Origin of the sequence: Nocardia exalbida NBRC 100660, from assembly GCF_000308575.1 — a bacterium.
Classification (GTDB): Bacteria; Actinomycetota; Actinomycetes; order Mycobacteriales; family Mycobacteriaceae; genus Nocardia; species Nocardia exalbida.
This window is the reverse complement of record NZ_BAFZ01000053.1, coordinates 1-24,387: the sequence shown is the minus strand read 5'-3', so window position 1 is coordinate 24,387 and position 24,387 is coordinate 1. Positions and strand designations below refer to the sequence as shown.

18 protein-coding genes are annotated in these 24,387 nt (G+C 68.8%); 7 read left to right on the top strand and 11 right to left on the bottom strand.

The window, feature by feature from the left end:
- The first annotated feature begins 125 nt into the window (after positions 1-125).
- Positions 126-557, top strand: coding sequence for a type II toxin-antitoxin system Rv0910 family toxin (locus ON29_RS11890; RefSeq protein ID WP_040866284.1), 432 nt, complete (start codon positions 126-128; stop codon positions 555-557).
- A 9-nt stretch (positions 558-566) separates the two neighbouring features.
- Here the strand turns inward: ON29_RS11890 and ON29_RS11885 are convergent, their stop codons facing one another.
- Positions 567-1,283, bottom strand: a complete 717-nt coding sequence (locus ON29_RS11885) for an SDR family NAD(P)-dependent oxidoreductase (RefSeq protein ID WP_040866283.1) — start codon at positions 1,281-1,283, stop codon at positions 567-569.
- Positions 1,284-1,367: 84 nt separating this feature from the next.
- Here ON29_RS11885 and ON29_RS11880 point away from each other — a divergent pair, with 84 nt between their 5' ends.
- Positions 1,368-1,922, top strand: coding sequence for a TetR/AcrR family transcriptional regulator (locus ON29_RS11880; RefSeq protein WP_040866282.1), 555 nt, complete (start codon positions 1,368-1,370; stop codon positions 1,920-1,922).
- A gap of 212 nt (positions 1,923-2,134) precedes the next feature.
- Here ON29_RS11880 and ON29_RS11875 read toward each other — a convergent pair whose 3' ends face one another.
- The gene (locus ON29_RS11875; protein ID WP_040866281.1) at positions 2,135-3,673 is read right to left on the bottom strand and encodes a DHA2 family efflux MFS transporter permease subunit; all 1,539 of its coding nucleotides are present in this window, start codon (positions 3,671-3,673) and stop codon (positions 2,135-2,137) included.
- The gene (gene dapA, locus ON29_RS11870) at positions 3,670-4,605 is read right to left on the bottom strand and encodes a 4-hydroxy-tetrahydrodipicolinate synthase (protein WP_063825300.1); all 936 of its coding nucleotides are present in this window, start codon (positions 4,603-4,605) and stop codon (positions 3,670-3,672) included. The genes ON29_RS11875 and dapA overlap by 4 nt, the downstream gene beginning before the upstream one ends.
- Before the next feature lie 71 nt (positions 4,606-4,676).
- Between dapA and ON29_RS11865 the strand changes: the two genes are divergently transcribed.
- Complete coding sequence (locus ON29_RS11865) at positions 4,677-5,555, top strand: LysR family transcriptional regulator (protein ID WP_040866280.1); 879 nt, start codon at positions 4,677-4,679, stop codon at positions 5,553-5,555.
- A 5-nt stretch (positions 5,556-5,560) separates the two neighbouring features.
- Here ON29_RS11865 and ON29_RS11860 read toward each other — a convergent pair whose 3' ends face one another.
- Entirely contained in the window at positions 5,561-6,217 is a 657-nt protein-coding gene (locus tag ON29_RS11860) for an EthD domain-containing protein (RefSeq protein ID WP_040866279.1), read from the bottom strand.
- 111 nt (positions 6,218-6,328) lie between these two features.
- On the opposite strand from ON29_RS11860, the gene ON29_RS11855 reads away from it, so the two are divergent.
- Positions 6,329-7,804: an MFS transporter gene (locus tag ON29_RS11855; RefSeq protein WP_245548918.1), complete on the top strand. Its 1,476-nt coding sequence runs from the start codon at positions 6,329-6,331 to the stop codon at positions 7,802-7,804.
- On the opposite strand, the gene ON29_RS11850 is transcribed toward ON29_RS11855, so the two are convergent.
- Both ON29_RS11850 and ON29_RS35760 read right to left on the bottom strand, forming a co-directional pair.
- The gene (locus ON29_RS11850) at positions 7,783-10,503 is read right to left on the bottom strand and encodes a hypothetical protein (protein ID WP_040866278.1); all 2,721 of its coding nucleotides are present in this window, start codon (positions 10,501-10,503) and stop codon (positions 7,783-7,785) included. The genes ON29_RS11855 and ON29_RS11850 overlap by 22 nt on opposite strands.
- A 516-nt stretch (positions 10,504-11,019) precedes the next feature.
- Positions 11,020-11,178, bottom strand: coding sequence for a hypothetical protein (locus ON29_RS35760; RefSeq protein WP_157106603.1), 159 nt, complete (start codon positions 11,176-11,178; stop codon positions 11,020-11,022).
- Between the two features lie 819 nt (positions 11,179-11,997).
- Here ON29_RS35760 and ON29_RS11840 point away from each other — a divergent pair.
- On the top strand, positions 11,998-13,068 hold the full coding sequence (locus ON29_RS11840; protein WP_040866310.1) for a baeRF2 domain-containing protein: 1,071 nt from the start codon (positions 11,998-12,000) through the stop codon (positions 13,066-13,068).
- Between the two features lie 13 nt (positions 13,069-13,081).
- Here ON29_RS11840 and ON29_RS11835 read toward each other — a convergent pair whose 3' ends face one another.
- The 5 genes from ON29_RS11835 to ON29_RS11815 all read right to left on the bottom strand — a co-directional run bounded on the left by ON29_RS11835 (position 13,082) and on the right by ON29_RS11815 (position 22,303).
- Positions 13,082-13,768: a PAS and ANTAR domain-containing protein gene (locus ON29_RS11835; RefSeq protein ID WP_040866276.1), complete on the bottom strand. Its 687-nt coding sequence runs from the start codon at positions 13,766-13,768 to the stop codon at positions 13,082-13,084.
- A 303-nt stretch (positions 13,769-14,071) separates the two neighbouring features.
- Entirely contained in the window at positions 14,072-15,679 is a 1,608-nt protein-coding gene (locus tag ON29_RS11830; protein WP_051175117.1) for a carboxylesterase/lipase family protein, read from the bottom strand.
- A 364-nt stretch (positions 15,680-16,043) separates the two neighbouring features.
- Entirely contained in the window at positions 16,044-20,342 is a 4,299-nt protein-coding gene (locus ON29_RS11825) for a type I polyketide synthase (RefSeq protein WP_040866275.1), read from the bottom strand.
- A complete protein-coding gene (locus ON29_RS11820) occupies positions 20,339-20,605 on the bottom strand; it encodes an acyl carrier protein (protein WP_040866274.1) in 267 nt (88 codons plus the stop codon). The genes ON29_RS11825 and ON29_RS11820 overlap by 4 nt, the downstream gene beginning before the upstream one ends.
- Positions 20,606-20,635: 30 nt before the next feature.
- On the bottom strand, positions 20,636-22,303 hold the full coding sequence (locus ON29_RS11815) for a fatty acyl-AMP ligase (protein WP_040866273.1): 1,668 nt from the start codon (positions 22,301-22,303) through the stop codon (positions 20,636-20,638).
- Between the two features lie 291 nt (positions 22,304-22,594).
- Here ON29_RS11815 and ON29_RS11810 point away from each other — a divergent pair, with 291 nt between their 5' ends.
- Entirely contained in the window at positions 22,595-23,092 is a 498-nt protein-coding gene (locus ON29_RS11810) for a MarR family winged helix-turn-helix transcriptional regulator (protein ID WP_040866272.1), read from the top strand.
- Positions 23,085-24,387: MDR family MFS transporter (locus tag ON29_RS11805; RefSeq protein WP_040866308.1), on the top strand; the 1,303-nt coding region annotated here is incomplete at its 3' end. The genes ON29_RS11810 and ON29_RS11805, both read left to right, overlap by 8 nt.

Below are 24,387 nucleotides of genomic sequence, written 5' to 3'. Positions count from 1 at the left end.
CAGCGGCCGTGCAGCCGCGCGCCGGAACTCGGCAGGTGGAACGGGTGTTCACCGGTCTGTCCACAAACGTATTGGCGGGTGTTCGAATTCGACCGGGTGGGCCACCGGCCGGATACCATGCGCCCATGGCAAAGCTGAAGGTCTCGGTCGACGTCCCGATCTCGCCGGAGGAGGCCTGGACGCACACCTCCAACCTCGCCGAACTCGACAAATGGCTGACCATGCACGAAGCCTGGCGCGGTGAGGTTCCCGCCGAGTTGACCGTCGGCACCCAACTGGTCGGCATCGCCTCGGTGAAGGGCCTGCGCAACCGGGTCACCTGGACGGTGCGCGCCGCCGAGCCCCCGCGCCGCCTGCAACTGAGCGGCGCGGGCAAGGGCGGCACCAAGCTGGGCCTGCAACTGCTCGTCGCGCCGAAGGGCTCCGGTTCGGAGGTCACCGTCGACATCGAACTCGGCGGCGCGCCGCTGTTCGGTCCGATCGGATCCGGTGTGGCCCGCGCGGTCAAAGGCGATATCGAGCGCTCCCTGGACCGCTTCATCGCGCTCTACGGCTGAGTCCGACCGTCATCCGCCGATGGCGTCGAAGATCTCCTCGGCCCGGTCGCGGCCGCGATACATGTTCCACGCGGTCTCGGCCAAGTCGTCCGGATCGAGAGTGTGGCCTTCCGCGCTGCCGAAGCGCGCGGGGTCGGCGGTGACCATGGCGTGGATGTCCCCGCGCTCCACGAGACCGCCGATGGTGAGGGTGCCCGCGTAGAGGTTGCGCCCCGCCAGGGCCGCATTGAGGGTGAGCGCGTAGTTGCGCAGCGCGGCGGTCGCGAGGGCGAGGTGACCGAGCATGGGCATGGGGCGGACGCTGGAAAGGCCACCGGCGAAGAGCAACGCACCGTCCCCGCGGTCGAGCATGCCGGGCAGCACGTCGCTCACCACGTCCACCGCAGGCCATACCCACTCGAATGCCGATCGCGCCGTCTCGGCGTCGATATCGGTGATCGGCACCGGCTGCTGCGTCGGCCCCGGCCCGTAATAGACCATTCCGATCGGGCCGTCGCGGCGGATGTCGTCGAGGACCGCGCCGAGCCGTGGGCGATCGGTGACGTCCGCGACGTGGGCGGTGGCGTCGATACCGCGCGCCGCCAAGTCGGCCAGATATGCCGCGTGCCTCGCGTCGCTGCGCGAGATCAGCGCGATGCGAAATCCTTCCCGGCCGAAACGGCGGGCCATCGACATCCCGAGACCGGGCCCGACGCCGACGATCACCGCGGTTGCTTGCTGGGCCATACACTCTCCTTGAATCTGAGGGACCCCTCGACTTATCACCGTAGCATGAAATCGAGGCTTCCCTCAGTTTTGTAGGATGGGCGCGTGACCAAACCGCTGCGCCGGGACGCCGCCCGCAATCGCGAGAAATTGCTGCGGCACGCGGCCGATGTGTTCACCGAGCAGGGCCTCGAGGGCTCTCTGGAGGAGATCGCGCGGCGGGCGGGCGTCAGCATCGGAACGCTGTACAACCATTTCCCGACCCGCGACACGTTGATCGACGCCCTCCTGCCGCCACGCCTGGCGGCCGTGGACGAGATCGCCGCCCGCGCCGCGGCCGAGCCGGACGCGTGGACGGCGTTCACCGGATTCGTGGAAGACCTGCTCGTCCGGCTGACCGCCGATCGCGGATTGCTCGAGGCGTTCACCGGGAATCATCCCGCGGCGGCTCGGCTGGCGGAAGCCTGCCACCGCGGAATGTCGCAGCTGTCCGCCGTTCTCGCGCGCGTCCGGGAAGACGGTGCGCTGCGCGCCGACGCGACCGACGAGGACGTCGTCGCCCTGGTGTGGGCGCTGTCGCTGCTCGGGGAGACCACCGGCTCGCCGTCGTGGCGGCGTGCCGCGGAGATCGTGTTCGACGGCCTTCGAAGCCATCGGTGACCGGAACGCACACAAGTGCCGCATGCAGCGGCAGCAGACGGATTCGCCTCGCCTATCCGGTGGAAGGCCCGGTCGTCCGGATCGTCTTCGACCGGACCCGACCAGCTGCCGCAAACGCGTCCCCGGCGTGACTTCACGGGGCGATCGGGCGACAACCAGCCGGCATGGTCCCGAGATCGCCTGACGGACAGGCGATCCCGGGACGCGTACACCTAGGCGTGTACCACCGTGGCGGCGTCGACCGCCTCCGGGTTCTTCGGCTTCGTGCGTGGCAGGAAGGATGCCGGGATCAAGGTGAGCACGATCAGCACCAGCGCCACCACATAGGTGTGGCTGAACGCTTCCGCGGCCTGCTGGAGACCGGTGTCGACGGCCCCCGGCGGAAGCTGGCTCGCCAGGCCGGGATCGAAGTTCGACGCGATCGCCGGACGCGCGAGCGGCTGGTTGTTCAGCAGGTTGGTCAGCACCACCGACATCGTCGCCGTGCCGATCGAACCGGCGGTCTGGTTGACGATGTTCATCAGCGTCGACCCGCGAGCCACCTGCTGGTGGGTCAGGGTCTGGATCGCCGCGGTCATGATCGGCATCATGGTGCAGCCCATGCCGAGGCCCATCACGAACAGGGCGCCGATCATGGGCAGGTACGAGCTGTCGGCGTCGAGCTGGATGAAGTACGCCGTCCCGATCGAGATCAGCGTGATACCGACGAGCACGATCTTGCCCGGACCGATCTTGTCCACGAAACGGCCCGCGATCGGCATGCTGAGCATCGCGCCGATGCCCTGCGGCGCGATCAGCAGACCGGCTTGCAGCGCCGACTCGCCGCGCACCTGTTGCAGGTAGGTCGGCAGCAGCAGGCCCGCTCCGAAGAACGCGATCGCGAACAGCACCATCGTGAGCACCGCGAAGGTCAGCGACCGGTTGCGGAACAGGTGCAGATCGATCAGCGGGTGCTCGGTGCGCAGCGCGTGGAACACGAACGCGGCCATCAGCAGCGCGCCGACGGCGGCCGGAATCAGCACCTTCGCCGCCAGCACGGTCCCCTCCCCCGGGATCGAGGAGACGCCGAACAGGAACAGCGCGAGGCCGGGCGAGGCCAGCAGCATGCCGATGAAGTCGAACGACTCCGACGGCTCCGGCTTGTCGCCGGGCAGCAAGATGATCGCGAGCGCCAAGGCGACCACGCCGATCGGCAAGTTGATCAAGAAGATCCAGTGCCAGCTGAAGTTCTCGATCAGCCAGCCGCCCAGGATCGGGCCGCCGATCGGGCCGAGCAGCATCGGCACGCCGAGCACCGCCATCACCCTGCCGACCCGCTGCGGACCGGCGGCATGGGTCATGATCGTCATGCCCAGCGGCATCAGCATGCCGCCGCCCAAGCCCTGGATCACGCGGAAGGCGATCAGCGATTCGATGTTCCACGCCGTGCTGCACAGCAGTGAACCGAGCACGAAGAAGGTGAGCGCCATGATGTACAGCCGCTTGGTGCCGAAGCGGTCGGCCGCCCACCCGGTCAGCGGGATCACGGTGGCCAGCGCGAGCGTGTAGCCGGTCATCGTCCACGCCGCGATGGCGTAGCTCGTGTCGAACTCGCGCTGGAAGGTCGGGATCGCGACGCTGACGACGGTGATGTCGAGAATCGACATGATCGCGCCGAGCACGACCACGCCCGCGACCTTGAAGACGGCCGCGTCCAGTTTGTCGGCCGACGGGTCGGGCCCAGCCGCCTGGGTATCCGGAGGTTGTGTCACCGTTTAAGCGTTGCACCTTCGCGGCCGCAACACCAGTCATTGCCCGTTCCTGATGTCGGGAATTCCGCGAGCGCGGCCAAGGCGGCCCGGGTCGCGGCCTCGCTCGCGGGCAGCAACGGCAGCCGTACCGCAGCGCTCGGTATGCGGCCCTGCGCCGCGAGCACGGCTTTGATCACCGCGGGATTGGGTTCGGCGAACAGCGCCGCCGACAGTACCGCCAGCCGGTGACCGAGCGACCGCGCCAGGTCGACCGGACCGGTGCGCCAAGCGGCGACCAGGGCCACGAACGACGAGGTGTGCACGGCGGCCGAGGCCGCGATCGCACCGGAGGCGCCGAGAGCCAGCAGCGGCGCGACGAACACATCGTCGCCCGCCAGCACGGCGAAATCGGCGGGTCGCGCGCCCATCAGCGCGATGGTTGCCTCATCGATGGCGCCGACGGCATGCTTCAGGCCGATGACCTCGGGCATATCCGCGAGCGCGAGCAAGGTGTCGGTACCGAGGGAAAGCCCGGTCCGATACGGGATGTGGTAGACGACCAGCGGCACCGGGGACGCCGCGGCGAGCTCCCGGAAGTGCGCGAGCACACCCGCCTCGGACGGTCGCGTGTAGTACGGGACCACGGTGAGCGCCGCGGTGCTACCCGGATCGAGACCGGCGAGTGTCTCGACAGAAGCCGCTGTCGAGTTCGATCCCACGCCGACCAGCAACGGCGCGTCGCGTTCCCGGCAGACGCCTGCGCACACGTCGACCACTCGTGCCCGCTCCTGCGCCGTCAGCGTCGCGGGCTCCCCGGTGGTGCCGAGCGCGACGATGCCGGTCGCTCCGTCGTCGAGCACCTCGTGCGCGAGCCGCTCCAGCGCGCCCGCGGCGAGCCCGCCATCGGCCGTGAACGGCGTGACCAAGGGGACGAGAAGACCTGCGAGTGTCATGACGACCAGCCTGACCGCGCCGAATCATCAGATCCAGTTCATGTTTCTGTCGCAGACCATAAGCTCGACTTATGCTCGATGTCCGGAAACTGCGCCTGCTGCGGGAACTGTCGCATCGCGAGACCATCGCCGCGGTGGCGGAAGCCCTCGCCTACACGCCATCGGCGGTCTCGCAGCAACTCGCCGCCCTGGAACGGGAGGCAGGCGTGGCACTGTTGACGCGAACCGGCCGGCGGGTGACGCTGACCCCGGCGGCCGTGGCGCTCGTCCAGCACACCGAGCGGATTCTCGCGGTGCTCGAACAGGCCGGCGCCGAGCTGGCCACGACGCGCGCCGAACTCACCGGAACGCTGCGCATCGGAGCGTTCCCCACCGCGGTGCGGACCATCCTCTCCCCCGCACTCGTCGCACTGAGCAGTGCGCACCCCCGGCTGGAACTGCGTGTGACCGAACTGGATCCGGCGCTGGCGCCCGACGCGCTGCGCGCCGAGACCCTCGATGTCGCGCTGATCCAGGAGTACGACTACGTGCCGGTCCCCGCCGATCCCGCATTGCACAGCGAGCCGCTGTTCGAGGAGATCGTCTATCTCGCGGCGCGATCGGCCGAACCACTCGCCGCGCACCGCGAAAGTGCCTGGATCGCCAGCACTCCCGGCACGCTGTGCCACACGATGACCGTGCGCGCGTGCGAGGCCGCGGGCTTCACGCCGCGGATCCGGCATCACGCCGACGACTTCGGCACGGTCCTCGCACTCGTCGCCGCCGGTCAAGGAGTCGCCCTCGTCCCGGAATTCGGGACGCGGGATCGCCCTCCGGGCGTCACGCTCGGCGCGCTGCCGACGCGACGGCGAACCCGTCTCGCCTATCGGCGCGGCGCGGGCGGCCATCCCGCCGTGCGCGCCGCCCGAGTCGCGTTGCGGGAATCGGCGGAACGTTCCCCTGGCCGCTGAACCGCTCAGCGCAGCCGATACCGGCTGGTGGGTACGACATCCAGGTTCCGGTCGCCGCCGAAGGTCGCGACGCTGGTCATCAGCCGCTCGATGCGGCGCGCCAGCTCCGCCGCGTCGCCGCCGCTGCCGTAGAACGCGTGCGGATCGGTGAGCGCCTCGATCGGGAACAGCTCCTCCACGATTCCGGCGATGTCCGGCGCACCGGCCGTGGCGGGACCGGTGACGACGTTCTGGACGTAGCCGAACGTCGCCTGGGTCTCGATGGCGATCGCGGTGTGGTGGTTGCGCCAGCGGTCCAGCCAGTCGGCCTGCGACAGTTCATCCGGTTTGCGCAGGAAGGCGATATTCGACAAGCCCGGCGCCCGCTCGCGCACGGCGGTGGCCGGCGGCGGAATCGGAGTCGCCTCCTCGACGTGCCAGCCTGCCACCCGCTCGGCCACGGCGCTCAGCGCTCGTTGCGCCGCGTCCGGGCGCGGCGTCGCGTCCCACCAGACGCTGACGACGGCCTGCACCGGCGCGTCGAAGGTCGTGATGCGCAACATCGCCGCCTCGACCGCCGCGTCCGCGATGTTCGCCTGCACGGCCGCGGCCCCCGCCAGTCGCGGCGCCGGATCCGCCGCGAGCAGGTCGCGCACGCCCCACAGCGCGTAGATCGTCTTCATCGCGAACCACTTTCTAGAACACGTTTCACTCGGGATCCGAGCCTAGCCCACGGCGCGGTTGGCCGGGGCGGCTCGGGGTATCCGACCGTCAGTCTTCCGAAGGGGTGATCCGTGCGGACCATATCGACCGACATCCCGGCCAGGCTGGATCGTCTGCCTTGGTCGCGGTGGCACTGGATGATCGTGATCGGGCTCGGCTCCGTCTGGATCCTCGACGGGCTCGAAGTGACCGTCGTCGGCAGCGTGGCCGCCCGGCTGTCGGAACCGGGCAGTGGCCTGAACATCACGGCGGCACAGGTTTCCGGTCTCGCCGCGGCGATGTACGTCGCGGGCGCCGGCTCCGGCGCGCTGTTCTTCGGTTGGCTGACCGACAGATTCGGCCGTAAGAAGCTCTTCTTGGTCACCCTGGCGGTGTACCTGTTCGCGACCGCGATGACGGCACTGTCGTTCTCGATGTGGTGGTTCGTCTTCTTCCGGTTCCTCACCGGATTCGGCATCGGCGGCGAATACGCGGCCATCAATTCCGCCATCGACGAGCTGATCCCGAAGAAGTACCGCGGGCGCATCGACATCGTCATCAACGGCACCTACTGGCTCGGCGCCGTCGGCGGTGCGCTGCTGTCCATCGTCGCGCTCGACACCGACCTCTTCGCCCCGAATGTCGGCTGGCGCCTGACCTTCGCGCTCGGTGCCGTGTTCGGACTGGTCATCCTGCTGGTGCGCAGGCATGTCCCGGAGAGTCCGCGCTGGCAATTCATCCACGGTCAGGAAGACGACGCGGAGCGCACCGTCACCGCGATCGAGGAGCGCGTCAGAGCGGACGCGGGTGCCGCGCTGACAGACGTCTCCGATCAGCAGATCCGGATCCGGCAGCGGCGGACCATCTCCTTCCGCGAGATCACGGAGGTGATCGTGCGGCGCTATCCACGGCGCGGCGTGCTCGGTTTGTCGCTGTTCATCGGGCAGGCATTCCTCTACAACGCCATCACGTTCAACTACGCGCTCATCTTGTCCAGATCCTTCGATATTCCCGACGACCGGGTCGGCTACTACTTCGCGGTCCTGTGCTTCGGCAACTTCCTCGGCCCGCTGCTGCTGGGCAAGCTGTTCGACACGATCGGGCGCAAGCCGATGATCGCGGGCAGCTATCTCGGTTCGGCCGTGCTGTTGCTCGGCACCGCGTGGCTTTTCGCGGGCGGTCATCTGACGGCGACGACGCTCACCGCCTGCTGGACCGCCGTGCTGTTCGTCGCGTCGTGCGGCGCCAGCGCCGCCTACCTGACGGTCAGCGAGATCTTCCCGATGGAGACCCGCGCCATGGCCATCGCCTTCTTCTACGCGATCGGAACCGTCGCGGGCGGCGTCGCGGGACCGTTGGTGTTCGCCGAACTGACCGCGGATGGCGATCCCGGGAAGACCGCCCTGGCGTTCGTCATCGGCGCACTCGCCATGTTCGCGGCCGGGTTGGTCGAACTGGCCTACGGCGTGCGGGCCGAGGGCCGTTCGCTGGAGGAGTTGGCCGAGCCACTCAGCGCGACTTCGGAGCCGAGCCGTGTCGAGGCCGGTCAGCCGCCGCCGAGCGGGTAGGGACGGCACTGCGCGGTGTCATCGGCGGTGGCCCGGCCACAGCCGTAGATCATCACGGGCTCGGCGGTGCTCGAGGGATCCCAGATCTGCTCCACACTGAGCATGCCGACCCACTTGTCGTGCGCCACCCGCCCCGCGTGGGCGCCCTGGCTGACCGAGAAGTCCAGCACGCCGCTGCTGGATTCGATGGCCGGTTGCCGCGGTAGGTCGCGCAGCGCGGCCCATACCGCGGCCGCGCTGATCGGGATCGGCTCGGTCCACACGCCCGAGACGGCCGGGGCCAGCGACTGCACGGCGCGCACGAACAATCCGACCGCGTCGTAGGTCAGCGCGACCCGCTCCCCAAGCGGATGCAACTGGACGCGCTCGCCGAGCGGTTTGTCGGCTTCGGCGCACGCGTTCCAGCTCGGAATGTCCGGATCCACGGTGGTGGCGAGATGGTAGAACTCGACCCGGCTGCGTCGGCCCTGGCCCCTGTTCCGGCAGGTCACCAGGCTCGCTTTGGCCACGTAGACCAGCGGCCGCGCGCTGTTGGCCGCCCTGCGCCGGTCCGCGCTGGCCATGAACCGGTTGACCGAATCGTCCGCGATCAACAGCACCCGCTGGTCGCCACATGCTCGGTTGAGGCTCTGCAGGAAGTCGGGGAATTCCGAATCCCGCCCTGCGAAGAACAGCACCTCGTCACACGCGTCGGTGTTGTCCGCCCTGGTGAATGCCTCGCGCACGTCCCAGGATCCATCCCACTTCGTTCGCCCGCCCCTGGCGAGAATGTGCAGGTCGGCGGCCATGTTCGTGGTGTAGAGATCGGTCGGGTCGGGCCGGTGGAAGATCCGTACGCCGCGCCCGGCCGCCTCGGGAAGCGAATTCAGGTACTGCTCGATCATGTCGGCGATCGCATGGTTGGGCGGTGCGATCTGGAAGTACAGCGGCGAGGACAGCACCATCTCGTCGGCCGACAGACTCGGCGCCACCATCGGAATGCCGAGGCCGGTGAGCGAATTGATCATGCTCAGCGTCGCCGTCCGGCTCTGATCGAGTCCGATCGCCCCGACGATGCCCGGCTCGGCGCGGATCAGCGGCCTCAGCAGCTCGACGACCTGCGGACCCTGCAGATTGGCCGGACCGGTGTTCGCCAGCAACAGCCGGATCAGCGGGACGGTGTCGGGTGTGAGGGTGTCGGACGAGGCGACCGATTCCAGCGCGCCGTACTGTGCCAGCGCCAAGCCCTCGATGTCCTCGCTCTGCGCCGGGTAATCGCCCGGAACGCCGGCGAGCTGGCCGAAGTACACCAGGGTGAACAACGGCCGCGCCGGCTGCTCCCTGGCCAGCTGCTCGGCCAGCAGATTCTGCTTGTACACCCGCCGCTGCACCTCCACCAGACGGCGGCTACCGGGCTCGTCGCTCGCGAACAGGAAGCCCCGTCCGCCTGCCGCGGAATCATCCGGATCGTAGGCGCTGAAACCGACGCAACTGCCGTCCGCACCGGAAACGACGCGCACCCACCGGTCGGCGGCGGCGGTGGCGCACGCGGACTCGCTCGCACGCCACGGTCGCCATGTCGCGAATCCGGCCGCCGCCACGGCCAGCACCACCACCAGCAACATCGCGGTCGCCGACACCGCCCGCCGCGCCCACCACGGCGGATCGGGGGGCGGGATACGCCGGAACGGGTCGGGCTCGTCGTCGTTCGGGCCGGTCGCGGGCACGTCGAGCCACAGCTGCCAGGCTCGGGGGCGCTGCCGCTGCCGCTCGACGGGCAAGTCCTCCACCCAGATCTCGTACAGCCGCCGCACCCGGTACGCCGGGCGCGCGGTGACGCCGAGTGGTGGCGTCCGGGTACCCGCCACCACCAGCAGCGGATCGTCCTTGCCGGTCTCGTTGCGCACGTCGTTGATCAGGTCGAGCAGCCGGGGACCGGCCTCGCCGTCGAGCGCGCGCAGGATCGCGACCGGATAGGTGGTGCGCCGTGCCGCGCCGATACTCCACCAGCGCCGGCGGTAGGCGACGCGCAAATCCTCGAGAAACGCGTGCACCAGCAGCTTGGCCAGATGCTCGGCGTGTTCGCGGCGCCGGGCGCCCTCGGTGAGGCGGTGCGCGAATCCGACGAACTGGCTGGACTGTTCCGGGGCCAGGTATTGCTGGCGCATGAACCACCGGAACTCCCGTCCCACACCGGGAATCCGGCCGCCGGTGCGCGCCCGGAACACCGCCGTGGGCAGCACGATGCGCAACAGCCCCAGCACGATTCGCTGCACCGGGCCCACCGTGGCCTCGGCTTCGCCGAGCAATTCCTCGCCCCACCGGCCGAAGTCCCTGCGCAGCAACGTCGCCAGCTCGTCCAGTTCGTTGTCGGAACTCAGCTTGCGAGCCATCAACCACTCGGCCAACCGGTAGCGCCGGAAAGGCAACGGGCGCAGGCGCCCGAAGCGGTCGGCCGACAAACCCTTGCAGAGGTTGTAGAGCAGTCGGCGCAGTGCGGTCAGCCCCGGCGTGGTTTCCTCGACCAGGGAGCTGCCGTCGGGCAAGGGGTCGAGAGCGTCGACGTTCGCGGCCACGTGCACCGCGCCGCCGAGCGCCGCGTCGAACATGTCCAGGCATGCTTCGACATTGGTGAGATCGCCGCACAGACCCACCATCGGCAGCAGCCGCTCGCCGCGCGGCGGCCGCAGTACCAACGAATGCAGCAGACCTTCGAGCACATCGACTCCCCGAAAGGAGACAGCTCTGGTGCCGGACATCACGCCCCCGTGTCCTCCGCCGAATGTGACCACCCATTGAAGCAGACGCCAAACCCGTTGGCAGTCAGAGAGTCTTGGCGGGAACCGGAAGCGGGAAGGGACGCAACCCCCCGTGCGGCAGACACGCCGAACGAGCCCGGAATTCGCGGGCGATCAGGTCGGGGCGAGGAGTTCCATCCCGGCGGTTCAGCGGAACTCGGGTCGAACCTTCGATTTTCACGCGGTTCGAAGTGCTTGTCGCAAAAGCCCGGCGAATTTTCGCGGCGCGCGAGTCATCCGCCGCAACAAGCTATTTACATCGCCGACACGTTCGCCTCACCGGGAAACACTTTCCACAGGCGTGATTCGAACGAAGGCGCCGTAAAGCGGCGCACGGGCCGCAATTACGGCGCGGTTGCCGACGGCAGCGACGCGTACGGGATCGCCGGGTCCGGCCTTCCGCACGTCACGGAAGGCCGGGCGACCCCGTCGGTCCGGTCAGTTGTGCCGAGGGTCGGCGGTGGAGGTGTGGGGCCGGGTGATCCGGCGATGAGCCATGACTTCGGCCCACCAGCCGCTCAGTGGGCTGGGGTCGGGCCATACGATCCGATCTCGTTCTTCGTCGTCCGCGACGGGCGCTTCGGGTTTCTCGATCACGATGACGTTCCTCTGCGCTGGTGCACGTTGCCGCACACATACTTGCGGAGAGCCCTCGTGTTCGTGCGCGCCGGTGGTTTCGCGCCAGAGCGCGTCGAATCGGCTGAACATCGAGCAGCGCGGGTTCCTCGCCCCATTTGTCGGAACGACCGCGCTGTCGAACCGATACCTCCCACATTTACCACAGCACACCTGAAACAAACCGATCTTTACGGTTCACGATTCGGACACCAAGCGGTCGCTTGGTTACAATTCAACCCGCTGATCAGTGAAAACATGCGTCCGACCGGCTTTCTTACAAGAAACCGAAAAAGGGCAGCGAGCGAAAAATCACCTATCCCTCTCACCGACTGCCGTGGCTGCGCACGCGGGCCCGCGGGTACCGGTGGGGCGGCGCCTGCGCACCTACGGGCGCTCGGATCGGCGGATCGCTCTCGTCGACATCGCGTAGGGCACGAACACGCCTGCTGCGCGATTCCGAACGGGCCGGAGAGGTCGATATCGGGCGGTGACCATCGACAACGGCGACGATCAGGCGCGGACCGGCGGGGCCCGAGCCCGTCGACGGCCTCGGAAGGGCGGAAAGCCCTCGCGCGCAACGAGTGTGGGCGATACGGGGAAGGGGCCTTGCAAGGATCTGTGGTGGCTGATTCGGCCCGAGGCACCCGGGTACCCGCCGATTATGGTTCGCCGAACCGAAGCTGTGGGCACACACGACGAGGCCACCCGGGCACCGACGCCCTCCGACCGGGTGGATGCCCGATTCTCGCCGCCCGTCTCGGTGCAGGCGTCCGCGGCCAGGGAAATCAGGTGATACCGATGGCCGATCTCCACCGGATAATCCGAAAACACGGCCCCTTCGCCTCGGTCTGTTTCGACAGCTCATACGACACCGAAGACGCGGCGCGTGGCACCGAGTTGCGCTGGCGCTCGATCGACGCCGAATTGGACCGCAGCGGCGCCCGCCCACGGATCCGGCGGCTGCTTGCCCAGGCGATCGAACTGCATCCCCCGCCGCGCGGGCGCTGCGGCAGGCTGCTCATCGCCGACGAGACCGAGGTGCTCGCCGACGAACGCTTGCCGAGCCCGCCGCGCGCCCAGATCGTCCGGGTCTCACCCCTGCCCTACCTGCTGCCGCTGATCGAAGTGCAGGCCGAGAAGATACCGCACGTCGTGGCCCTCGTGGACCGGGTGAGCTCGGAACTCTACGCACTCGACGGCCACGGCGGCGAAGCGGAGGAGACCCTCCGCGACGTCGGCCATCCGGAGATCCGGCGCGACGACTGGACGCATCGCACGATCCGGGAGCGGGTCGAGAACACCACGCGACGCGACATCCGCGAGTTCGCCGGGGAACTGGACCGGCTGGCCGACACCGTGCACGCGGAAGTCGTCGTGCTCGCCGGAGAAACCCGGGCCAGGACCGAGCTGCGGGCGGTGTTCGACGCGAAGGGCCGGGATGTGGTCGAGGCCGAAGCGGGCACATTGATGCCGGGGTCGGACCCGAAGGCGCTCGACGCGGAAGTCCGCGAGATCCTGCACCGGATGGCGGCACTGCGCCACCGCCGGGTGCTCGACCGCTTCGCCGCCGAGATCGACCGTCCGGACGGCTTGGCGGTGACCGGGCTGGCCGCGACCACAATGGCGTTGCGCGCCACCACCGTGGAGCGCCTACTGCTCGACCCTGCGGCGCTGAGCGACCGCTTGGTGCTGGCCGGGACCGCTCCGAACCCGTTGCTCGGCCCGGCGGCGAACGCCGCGGCCGGTGAGATGCGCCGTGCCGACGAAGCCCTTCCGGTGGCCGCGTTGGCGATCGGCGCCGAGATCGTCCTGGTCGACGCCGTGGCCGGGCTGCGCGACGGAGCCGGCGCCCTGCTCCGGGGGCCCTAGGACGCGGCGGAGCTCACGATTTCGGGATGCGCTCGTGCAGTGTGAGCAGCATGTGGTCGAAGGCGGTCTGCACCGCGGGGGGAGCCGGGGGCAGGTGGTCGATCTCGGTGATGAGCTGGGCGGCCAGGTCACGCAGCTTGACGTTGGTCTCCTGCGAACGCCACTGCAAGACGTGGAACGCCTGCTCGGCGTTGATCCGGTAGACCCGCATCAGCACGCCTTTGGCCTGCTCGATCAGCGCGCGCGCCCGGAACAGTTTCGGCAGCGTGCCGTCGAGCAGATCCTGGCGTTCCTCGGCGATGGTGGTGGTCAGGTCGACGTAGTAGCCCGCGGTACCGACGACGGTGCCGTCCTTGTCGGTCATGGTGTCGCCCAGCACGAGGACGTGGTGCAGCACTCCCGCGGTGTCGATGATGCGGTGGCGGCTGCAGAACGGTTCGGCGTTGCGGACCGACTTCTCGATCGCCTCCGCGACATGATCCCGGTCCTCGGGGTGCTTGTGCGCGAGCAGCAACTCGGTCGTCGGCGCCACCGAATCGGGCGCGTAACCGTGCATCGCGGCGACCTCGTCCGACCACTCCCACCGCTGATCGGCGAACCAGAATCGGAAGCTGCCCGTGGTCTGCGGTGTGCCTGCGCCGACCACCCGGGCTACCGCTCCCTCGGCCGTGTCCACGATTCGGTCGCCCGATTCGTTCATCGCGTCAGTATGCTCCTACCTGCGGCGTTTCACCGTGGATCCTGCGGATCGAAGCAGACGTCCCGACCGCGCCCCCCGCGGTGACATCATCATCCTGATCCTGGGGAGCCGGGTTCCCGGCCTCGTCGATAGCGCCCCGAGCGGCCACCGCGCGGCGGGTGAGCCCGGCCGTCATTCACCGAAACGCAGGGTCACTTCCGACACGGTCGCCCGTGCCGTCATCCGAGAGCAGGATGCTCAGCGGGGAATTCCGCCAACAGCGGGCTATCTGGCTGAGACTTTCTCAACTTCGAGTCTCACCGTTCAGCGGTCGCGTTCCGCCCAGAACGCACAGTCGTGCATGGCGGCGAAATCCTCCGTCACGACGCTGCCGGTCGCCCGCATGATCAGAGCAGGCCCATCGGGGCTGTGCCCGGTCGACTCCGGCCAGGCAGGCCATTCGGGTGGACCCGGATCGTTCGGGTCACCGGTGTGGGCGAAGGTGGTCCACCAGCGTTGCATTCGCGCGGCGAAAGCGGCGGACGCACCCGTCCATGGAATCGGCACGCCCATGAATCGGGTGAACAGATAGAACAGCTCGGAGGAGTGAAAGGCCCCGGGCAGAACAGGATTGGCGGCACCGAGCGGCGCCTGATCGACTTCGTACTGCCACAGTGGATGTCCGGCGTCGCGCGCCGTTCGGCTGGTGAACAGCGCGGGACAGGCGAACCGGCTGTCGGTGATCACCGCGATCTGGGCGGCCGCCGGTGACGGATATCGGTCGAGCGAATAGCGGGCCAGGACTCGCTCGGCGTCGGCGCCGAAGGATTCGCGCACGTACCGTTCATAGCTCGCCGCGTCCGGGACGCGCCCGCGGGCATAGTCGGTCTCGGCGACGCTCAGCGCGCCTTCCGCACTGGTGGACCCGACGATGAGCGGCGTCTTCCTCGCGTCCCCCACCAAGGCCGCGTCGAGTGTCCGCGTGATGACGACGCCGTCGATGCTGGGCACCCAGACGGGAGTCCGGCCGTCGGCTTCGACGTTCGGCGCGTCCAGAAGTGCCGCGACGGGCAGTGCGCGCAGGCAGGCCAGCCTGGTCGCGGGATCCCCGCATCCGACGCGTTCGGCGTAGCGCTGCGAGCGCGCGAACGCGTCGCCGGGATCGACGGGGGCCAGGGGCGCTTGTGCGCAGGCGCCGCTCTGGATGATCGCTTTGGCGAACAGAGCCTCGGAGCCGGGTGCGGCGAAGTGGGTGCAGACACTCACCCCGCCTGCCGACTCACCGAAGATCGTGACATTGCCCGGATCGCCACCGAAAGCGGGCGCGTTGTCGCGCACCCACCGCAGAGCGGCCTGCTGGTCCTGGATGCCGACCGTTCCGGTGGCGCCGCCGGATTCGGCGGTCAGTTCGGGCAGCGACATGAAGCCGAACGGTCCGAGGCGGTAGTTGGGAACGACCACGATGACGTCGCCGTCGGCGACCATCCGCGTGGGCCCGTCGTATTCGCTGTTGGAACCGTTGATATAGCCGCCACCGTAGAAGAACACCATGACGGGCAGCGGGCGATCGCGGGCACGGTCCGGCGCGTATACGTCGATGGTCAGGCAATCTTCGCTGGTCTGCCCGATCGGCGGCAGGCCGGGCAGGTAGCCGTTCTGCGCGCATTGCGGCCCGTGGTCGCGGGCGGGGCGCACACCGGGCCACGGCGGCACGGGGCGCGGCGGCCCGAACCGCGCTTCGCCCCCGGTGGGCGCGGCGAACGGGATGCCCAGGTATTCGACGACTCCGTCGGCGGCGCGGCCGGCGATCTCACCGCCGGTGACGAGCACGCCGAGCGGCGCCGAGGCGACCATGGGCGGCGGAGTACCCGCGAAGCACACACCGGCGGCGACCGTCAGGGCGAGCGCGGTTCGCACGATCGAGCGAATCATGGCTGTCCACTACCTCCGATGCGTCGCTACGGTCGGCGGCGAGGCAGGCGACCTCGTCCACCGCGGTAGCCGGCATCGATCGGCTCGGTGGCGCGGTGCGCGATCGGATCGGGAGCCGACCGGCCGCACGCGGCTGGAGCCGAAACGCCGCTGGAACCTTCATCCGGCAGATCACACGCCCGCGGCACCCGTCGACGGCGTTCGAACCCCTGCCCGCGACAGCGGACACCGCGCTCGGCCCTCATCGTCCGCGCGGCCCGCCGAGTCGCCGCTGCGACCCGCGGCGATGCCACCTCGGGCTGATGCTACAGCGGTCCGGTGCGCGTGGCGGTACACGACGCAGCCGCTGCGTAGGCCCCGCGCGTCAGCTCTCGGCGAGCAAGGCCATCTCCTCGGCGAGGATCTTGATCGTCTCGCGGATCTGATCTTCGGTATGGCAGGCGGTGATGAAGAACCGCAGGCGCGCCAGATTCTCCGGCACCGCCGGGTACAGGATCGGGTTGACATTGATGCCGCGGCGCAGCAGTGCGTTCGACAGTCGCAGCGTCTTCGGCGAGTCGCCGACGATGCACGGGACGATCGGAGTGTCGTGGCTGTCGCCGGTGTCGATCCCCGCTTCCCGGGCCAGTCGCAGGAACAGCCGGGAGTTGCGGCGTAGCCGTTCCAGCGGTTCGGTCTCGGACCGCAACTGCCGGATCGCCGCGGCCGAGGCGGCCGCGTTCATCGGCGTCATGCCGACGCTGTAGACGAAACCGGGCGTCGTGTACTTCAGGAAGCGGATCAGCTCCGCGCTGCCCGCGACGTACCCGCCGCATCCGGCGAGCGCTTTCGATGTCGTCCCGGACCACAGTTCGACATCGGCGCGATCCACGCCGAAGTATTCGCCGATCCCGCCGCCGCCCGCGCCCAGCACCCCGACGCTGTGCGCCTCGTCGATCATCAACAGCGCCTTGTGCTTCTTCTTCACCGCGATGATCGCGGGCAGGTCCGGGATGTCGCCGTCCTGGCTGTAGACGCCCTCGATCAGGATCAGCACCCGCCGGTACTGGTGGCGGATCTCGGTGAGCAGCGCGTCGAGTGCGGCGTGGTCGTTGTGCGGGAACGGACGGCGGGTCGCGCCCGACAGCTTGCAGCCCTGCATGATGCTGTCGTGGGCGAGACTGTCGTGGATCACCAGGTCCTCCGGTCCGACCAGGTGCCCGATGATCGTGACGTTCGTGGAGTGGCCGCCGACCAGCGCGATGGCGTCCTCGGTGCCGAGCAGGGCGGCGAGTTCGGCCTCGAGTTCGCGGTGCACCGGCTTCTCACCGGACAGGATCCGGCTGGCCGAGCAGGAGCTGCCGTAGCGGGCCACCGCGTCCTGCACGGCGGCGACGACCGCCGGATGACCGGACAACCCCAGATAGTTGTAGCTGGAGAAGTTGATCACCGGCGCACCGTCGATGACGGAGGTGTCCCGCGTGACACCGTCGTTGATCAAGAAATAGGGATTGGACAACCCGAGCGCTTCGAGAGCGGAGACCCGGTCGGAAATCGCTTTCACCTCAGGGAAATCCGAGATCCGGTACTCCGGCTCGACGACCGTACGCCGGGGTTCGGGCGCCTCGGCCATCATGGGCGCGGCGGCTTGCCGCGAGACGGGCGCGCCCCCCTGATTCGAGACCTGGGCGATCACATCACCGATCGTCGTGGCGGGGGTGAACCGGCTCGGGTCGATGGCCGCTCCGGGCAGCTTGCGCACGAGCGCGGCGATCAGGTCGGTGAGCATGAGCGAGTCGAATCCCAAGTCGTCGCCGATAGTTTGGGTATCGCGGAGCCGATCGGCCGGGAAACCGCTCACCCTGGCGAACTCCGCGCGCACGACACCGGCGGCGGCTTCCGGGGCGATCGGCAGGTCCGTGGTCGTCTGCGTCGCGATCGGTTGCGGCGTGACCGTCTGCGTGACCGCCGGTGTGGCCCCCGCCCGTTGCGGAACTCGCCCGGCGGACGGAACGCCCGCGAGACTCGCCAGCACGGCGTTCTGTTCACGGAAGAGGGCGATCAACTGGTCCATGGGGGTTTCCTCGGCTGGTGCGGAAGGCGTGGGGGTGGCGCACGGTTCGAGCCAGAACCGCTGGTCGGTGCAGAACTCATAACCGGGCAGCCGACGGCGGACGCACTGCGCGGGTTCGTAGAGCCGGTCCCAGTCGGGATCGAATCCGTCGCGATACAGCGCGGCGACGGTGCCGGCCAGTTCGCCCCCGGTCGCGCCGGGCCCCGGGCTGGGCGTCAGGCAGCGCGACGCCAGGTCCGGGCGGATCCGGCCGACCTGCGCGGCGAGGACGCGGCGCGGCCCGAGCTCGACGACATGACTCGGCTCGGTGCCGAGTGCGGCCTCGACGGCCTCGCCGAAACGGACGGTGGCGCGGACGTGCTCGGTCCAGTACGCGGCGTCCATCGTCTCGGTCGCGTCGAGCAGGCGACCGCGCACGGTCGAGTACAGCGGCAGAGCCGGTGTCCGGTAGGTGCATTCGCGGGCGACGGACGCGAACTTCTCCAGCATCGGTTCCATCAGCGGACTGTGGAAGGCGTGGGACACGGTGAGCGCCTTGGCGCCCACCCCGCGCGCCGCGAGCGCCTCGTGTATCCGGGTGATCGCCGCGGCGGCGCCGGACAGCACGATCTCCTTCGGTCCGTTGACGGCGGCGATCGCGATCTCCGTCCGGTCGGCGAGCAGTCCTGCGACGTCGGCCGCGTCCGCCCGCACGGCGAGCATCGCTCCGCCCGGGGGCAACCGCTGCATCAGCTCGCCGCGTGCGACGACGAGACGGCACGCGTCCTCCAGATCGAACACTCCGGCCACCGCGGCGGCCGCGAACTCGCCGATGCTGTGCCCGATCACCCAGGCCGGACGGACGCCCAGGTCGGCGAGCGACTTCGCCAAGGCGTACTCCATCGCGAAGATCGCCGGTTGCGCCAGATCGGTGCGGTCGATCCCGGTGTTCTCGTCGAGCATCAGCTCCCGCACCGAGCGACCGAGATGGGCGGCCATGACCTGGTCGACCGCCGCCAAGGCGCGCCGGAACAGCGGACTGGCCGCGTCCAGCCTGCGAGCCATTCCCGCGAATTGCGAACCCTGCCCGGTGAACATCCAGCCGACGCTCAGCGGTCGCACCACTCCGGTCTCCGCGCCCTCGCGCAGCCGCGCGATCGCGGTGTCGCGATCCGCCGCGACGATCGCGAGCCGGGCACGGCCGGACGATTTGACCTGGTTGCTCGTCCAGCACATTTGCGCGAATTGATCCGGCGGGCTGGAAGTCAATGCCTCGGCGAGCCGACGGGCGTTGCGCCGCAACCCTTCCGCGTCGTTCGCCGACACGGTGAGCACTCCCCCGCCGGACGCCGTCGACGTGTCGGCCGCAGGTGCGCTGCCCAGCACGACATGGGCGTTCGTGCCGCCGATGCCGAAACTGCTGACTCCGCCGTAGCCGGGGCCTTCCAGCGGCATCGGGTCGGTGAGCAGACGCAGACCCTGCTGTGTCATCCGCAGCCGCGGGTTCTCCTGGTCGGCGAACCGTGACGGCGGAACCACGCCGTGCCGCAAACTGAGGGCGACCTTGATCAGGCCCGCGACGCCCGCGGCGCCCTCGGTGTGGCCGAGATTGCCCTTGATCGACCCGATCCCGCAGGGGCGAAGCCTGTTTCGCCCGTGCAGCTGGCCCAGCGCTTTGACCTCGATCATATCGCCGAGCACCGTTCCGGTGCCGTGCGCCTCGAGAAAATCCACCTGCTCGGGCCGTACGCCCGCGCGCTCGCACGCCGCGCCGATCACCTGCTGCTGCGCCCACCGGTTCGGCGCCGTGATGCCGTTGCTGCGCCCGTCGGAATTGACGGCGCTGCCCTTGATCACCGCGTAGATCGGCAGGCCCGCCGCCTGGGCGTCGGCGAGGCGGCGCAGCACGAGTACCGCGACGCCCTCGCCGCGCACGATTCCGTCGGCGTCGGCGCTGAACGGCTTGCACCGAGCATCCGGGGCGGAGAGACCGGCCTGGGTGTAGAACACCCCGACCGCGGGCGTGAGTACCAGGTTGACGCCACCGGCGACCGCCTGATCGCATTCGCCGGAAGCCAGTGCGCCGCAGGCGAGGTGCACCGCGACCAGCGACGACGAGCATGCCGTGTCGACCGCGACACTCGGTCCTTTCAGGTCGAACTGGTAGGACAGCCGGTTCGCGGTCATGAAGTACCCGTTGCCTGAGCCGTGCTGCGGCGTGATCGCGGCGTAGTCGCTCATCTGCAAGTTGGCCCATTCGTTGGCCATCACCCCGACGAAGACGCCGGTCCGCGAACCGGCCTCGCCGCGCGGGTCGAGCGTGGCGTCTTCGAAGGCCCGCCAGGTGGCTTGCAGCAGCAACCGCTGTTGCGGATCCATCGCCTCGGCTTCGCGCGGGGCGATGCCGAAGAAGTCGGCGTCGAACGCATCCGCGTCGTCCAGGAAGCCGCCGCTGCGGGTGTTGATCGTGCCGGGCGCACCGGCCGGGTCGTGGAAGTCGGCGGCGTTCCAGCGGCTCGACGGAACCTCGGAGATCGCGTCACGTCCCTCGATCAGCAGCCGCCACAGCGCCGCCGGATCGGGTGCTTGGGGAAATCGGCAGTCGAGGCCGACGATGGCGATATCGGTCATGCGGCGAGGGTGAATTCGGCGGCCAGGTAGGCGGCGATGTCGGCGATGGTGGGGTACTCGAAGACCAGCACCGGGTCCAGCTCGAGTGACCAGCGGTCCTCGATCTCACCGCACAGGCTCACCGCCGAGACGGAGTCCATGCCCAGCTCGGCGAGCGGGACGACGGGATCCACCTCGTGGGGCGCGCGTTCGGTGTAGTCCGCCACGCGCTCCACGAGCCAATCCCGGATGGTGGTCGGACGAGTGATCGTGCTGCTGAACATGTTTCGGCTCCTCGGCGGGTTTTCGATCGATCAGGCGGACACGGACCGGCGCAGCGCCGGTTCGAGATCCTCGTGCAGCACACCCACGACGCGATCCTGGACAAACGCCTCCCGCATCGAGCTGCGTTGGACCTTGCCGCTGGTGGTGCGGTGCACCGACCTGGGTGGAATGAGAACGACGTTCGGCGCGGGCACGTCGAACCCGCGGGACACCGCGACCTTGATCGCCGAGGTGAGTTCGGCGAGCGTGGCGTCGCCCTGCAGCGCCGTCTTGACACCTTGCAGCACCACAAGTCGTTCCCGGCCGCCCGCGTCGACGGATACGGCTACACCGGCACTGTCGGCGAACGCCGGATGCAGCTCGCGCACCAGCTCCTCGACGTCCTGGGGATAGACGTTGCGGCCGTTGATGATCAACAGATCCTTGAGGCGACCCGCGACGAACAGCTCGTTGTCCCGAAGCAGGCCGAGATCACCGGTACGCAGGAACGGACCCACGGTGCCGAGGTGTGCGCCGAAGGTTTCGCGGGTCTCGTCGGGACGATTCCAATAGCCGGCGGCGACGCTTTCGCCGCGAATCCAGATCTCGCCGACGGTGTTGTCCGCCAGTTGTTGCAGCGTGCGCGGGTCGACGATACGAATGTCGAGACCACCGGCCGCGGGTCCGCAGCCGACGAGCCGAGCATCGCGTCCCACGTCGAGATAGACGGGTACCGAGGGCGTCGATGCCGCACTGGCGAGCAGTGTCACCTCGGCCAGGCCGTAGGCGGGCCGAAACGTCGTCGGCCGCCAACCCGCGAGTGCGAAACGTTCCAGCACCGCCGTCATGGTCTGCTCGCGGACCGGCTCCGCGCCGCTCAGCGCGATCTCGAGAGTGCTGAGATCGAGATCGGCCAACTGCTCGTCGGTCACCCGGCGCGCGATGAGATCGTAGGCGAAATTCGGTGCGCCGGTGAATGTCGCGCGGTACTTCTCGATGGCCTGCAGCCAGCGCACCGGACGCTTGAGAAACGTCGTCGGTGCCATGAGCACCAGGTTCGCACCGGCGTATACCGCCCCGAGCAGCATTCCGATCAGGCCCATGTCGTGGAAGTGCGGAATCCAACTGACGCCGGTACCGGCACCTTTCATCCCGCCCTCGGCGATGGCGGCCTCGTTGTGCAGGAGATTGCCGTGCGTCACGACGACCCCTTTCGGGGTGCCGGTCGATCCCGACGTGTACTGCAGGAACGCGATCGTCCCCGAGTCGATGTCGGGCATCTGCCACGCGTCGGGGTCACCGAGTTGACCGTCGGTGGTAACCACGGCCGCGCGCGTGGCCGCCGCGACCAGCGGCTGGAAATGCGCTGTGGTGAGGACCAGTCGGGCGCCGGAATCCGCAATCACATTCGCCACACGCCGGGCGCTGCCCGCATCGTGCGGCACAGGCGCCGGAACGGCCACGACCCCGGCGTACAGGCAACCGAGGAACACCCGCAGGAACGCCAGCCCGTCCTGATAGAGCAGCACGACCGGCTCGGTCGATTCCGGACGCGCCGCCAGCCAGGCGGCGACAGCCCTGGCGTCGCGGTCTAGTTCGCGGTAGGTGACGACTTCCTCGCTGAGCCCTCGTCCGGCCTCACGCAGGTAGGTATAGGACCGGGTCTCCCCGTATTCGAAAATTTGCTGCCTTACGTGGTGAACGAAAGTCGGCTGCATCTCGTAGTTCCTCGATAGGGATCGGTTTCGGCGTCGGCTACTACTCTCCGGCGTCGGTAACCGCAGGAACAGAGACCTTAGGGACCGTCCAGCAAACCCCGGGGGTGGCCAGTACCCACCCTGGGGTCGGTGGTCGACCGCCGTTCCGCAATCCGATAGCTGTGAAGCTGCTACACCCTCTGCGGGTCACCGACCCGGCACAGAGGAGGAGTCCGTGGACACTAATTGCTTAGCTCAAGCAATTACTATATAGTTGCATAGCGCAAGCAACTTATCTCGTCTGGAGCGGACATGGCAGTCTCACCCGATACGGCTCAGAGCCTGATCAAAGAGCTCTATCTGATGGGCCGGGCGATCCGTACGGTGCTCGCGCATCCGGAGGAGGGGCACTTGCTTCCGGGCGGCATCGGGGTGCTCGGCACCCTCGAGTCCAAGGGCCCGTGCAGGCAGGTGGACCTCGCCGTGGACTTGTGCATCAGTCCGAGCGCACTGAGCAGGCACGTCACCGAACTCGTCGGCACGGGCTACATCAGCAGGCACGCCGATCCCACCGATGGGCGGGCCACCCTCATCCGGGTGACGGACGAGGGCCGGGATCTGTTGTACCGCGTCCGCGCTTCGCGGGCGCGGGGCTTGCAGAACGTCCTCGCGGACTGGAGCGAAGACGACGCCGAGGGCGCGTGCGTCGCCGTGCAAAAGCTCCGCAACGCCCTGACCGCGCACGCACAGGGCAGTGCGGTGCACGCGCATCAGCCGGTTTCGAAAGAGAGTCAGGAAGTAGATGTCTAGTTCAGTCGAGTCGGTGACGCGACGCGACCCGTACGCGATGACCCACCGCGAGGTGCTGGAAGCGATGACCGGGCTGCTCGCGGCGCTGTTCACCGCCCTGCTCAGCACCACGATCGTCGCCACCGCGCTGCCCACCATCATCGGCGACCTACAGGGATCGCAGACCGCCTACGCCTGGGTCATCACCTCGGCGCTGCTGGCGAACGCGGCCTCCACGCCGATCTGGGGTAAGTTCGCCGACCTGTTCAACAAGAAGGCGCTGGTCCAATCGGCCATCGTCATCTTCGTCGTCGGCTCCGTGATCGCCGGATTCGCCGGCAACGTCCCCGTGCTGCTGGTCGCGCGCGTCGTCCAGGGCATCGGCATGGGCGGTCTGACCGCGCTCGTCGTCGCGATCATCGGCTCCATCGTCGCGCCGCGCGAACGCGGGCGTTACTCCGGGTACATGGGCGCCGTGATGGCGGTCTCGATGTCCGGCGGCCCCGTCCTCGGCGGTGTCATCGTCGACAGCCCGCTGGGCTGGCGCTGGTGCTTCTTCGTGTGCGTGCCGCTGGCCGTGATCGCGCTGGCGCTCTTGCAGCGGACCCTGCGACTGCCCACCGACCGCAAAGAGGGAGTGTCGATCGACTGGCTCGGCGCCGCATTGCTGACCGGCGGTGTCTCGGTGCTGCTCATCTGGGTGTCGTTCGCCGGAAAGGCCGGGTACTACGACTGGATCTCGCGGGAATCGGCGATCTATGTCGCTTCCGGCGTGCTGCTGCTGCTCGCGACCGTGTGGGTCGAGTCCCGCGCCAAGTCGCCGATCATCCCACTGCCGATCGTCACCGAACGCACCACGGGCCTGGCGATCATCGCCTCCATCGCCGTCGGCGTCGGCATGTTCGGCGCGACCACCTTCCTGGGCCAGTACTTCCAGACCGCGCGCGGCTACTCCCCCACCGCGGCGGGCGTGCTGACCATCCCGCTCGTCGCGGGCATGCTGATCGCCTCCGTCGGCTCCGGCCAGTTGATCACCCGGCGCGGCAAGTGGAAGGGTTTCGTGGTCGCGGGCGCCGCACTGCTGGTGGTCGGATTCGCCCTGCTGTCCACGATCGACCACGCGACGAGCCTGTGGCTGGTCGGCGGGTACATCACCGTCGTGGGGTTCGGCGTCGGCATGATGATGCAGAACCTGGTCCTGGCCGTGCAGAACACGGTGAGCGTGCACAACATCGGCGCAGCGTCGAGCAGTGTCGCCTTCTTCCGCACCTTCGGTGGCGCCATCGGGGTCTCGGTGCTCGGTTCGGTCCTGGCCA

What these genes read in the sequence shown, in the direction of transcription:
- ON29_RS11840 (WP_040866310.1), top strand. Translation starts at nt 11,998, where the DNA reads ATGGCCGATCTCCACCGGATAATCCGAAAACACGGCCCCTTCGCCTCG.
- ON29_RS11820 (WP_040866274.1), bottom strand. Translation starts at nt 20,605, where the DNA reads ATGTTCAGCAGCACGATCACTCGTCCGACCACCATCCGGGATTGGCTC.
- ON29_RS11865 (WP_040866280.1), top strand. Translation starts at nt 4,677, where the DNA reads ATGCTCGATGTCCGGAAACTGCGCCTGCTGCGGGAACTGTCGCATCGC.
- ON29_RS11835 (WP_040866276.1), bottom strand. Translation starts at nt 13,768, where the DNA reads ATGAACGAATCGGGCGACCGAATCGTGGACACGGCCGAGGGAGCGGTA.
- ON29_RS11825 (WP_040866275.1), bottom strand. Translation starts at nt 20,342, where the DNA reads ATGACCGATATCGCCATCGTCGGCCTCGACTGCCGATTTCCCCAAGCA.
- ON29_RS11890 (WP_040866284.1), top strand. Translation starts at nt 126, where the DNA reads ATGGCAAAGCTGAAGGTCTCGGTCGACGTCCCGATCTCGCCGGAGGAG.
- dapA (WP_063825300.1), bottom strand. Translation starts at nt 4,605, where the DNA reads ATGACACTCGCAGGTCTTCTCGTCCCCTTGGTCACGCCGTTCACGGCC.
- ON29_RS11815 (WP_040866273.1), bottom strand. Translation starts at nt 22,303, where the DNA reads ATGCAGCCGACTTTCGTTCACCACGTAAGGCAGCAAATTTTCGAATAC.
- ON29_RS11830 (WP_051175117.1), bottom strand. Translation starts at nt 15,679, where the DNA reads ATGATTCGCTCGATCGTGCGAACCGCGCTCGCCCTGACGGTCGCCGCC.
- ON29_RS11885 (WP_040866283.1), bottom strand. Translation starts at nt 1,283, where the DNA reads ATGGCCCAGCAAGCAACCGCGGTGATCGTCGGCGTCGGGCCCGGTCTC.
- ON29_RS11810 (WP_040866272.1), top strand. Translation starts at nt 22,595, where the DNA reads ATGGCAGTCTCACCCGATACGGCTCAGAGCCTGATCAAAGAGCTCTAT.
- ON29_RS11860 (WP_040866279.1), bottom strand. Translation starts at nt 6,217, where the DNA reads ATGAAGACGATCTACGCGCTGTGGGGCGTGCGCGACCTGCTCGCGGCG.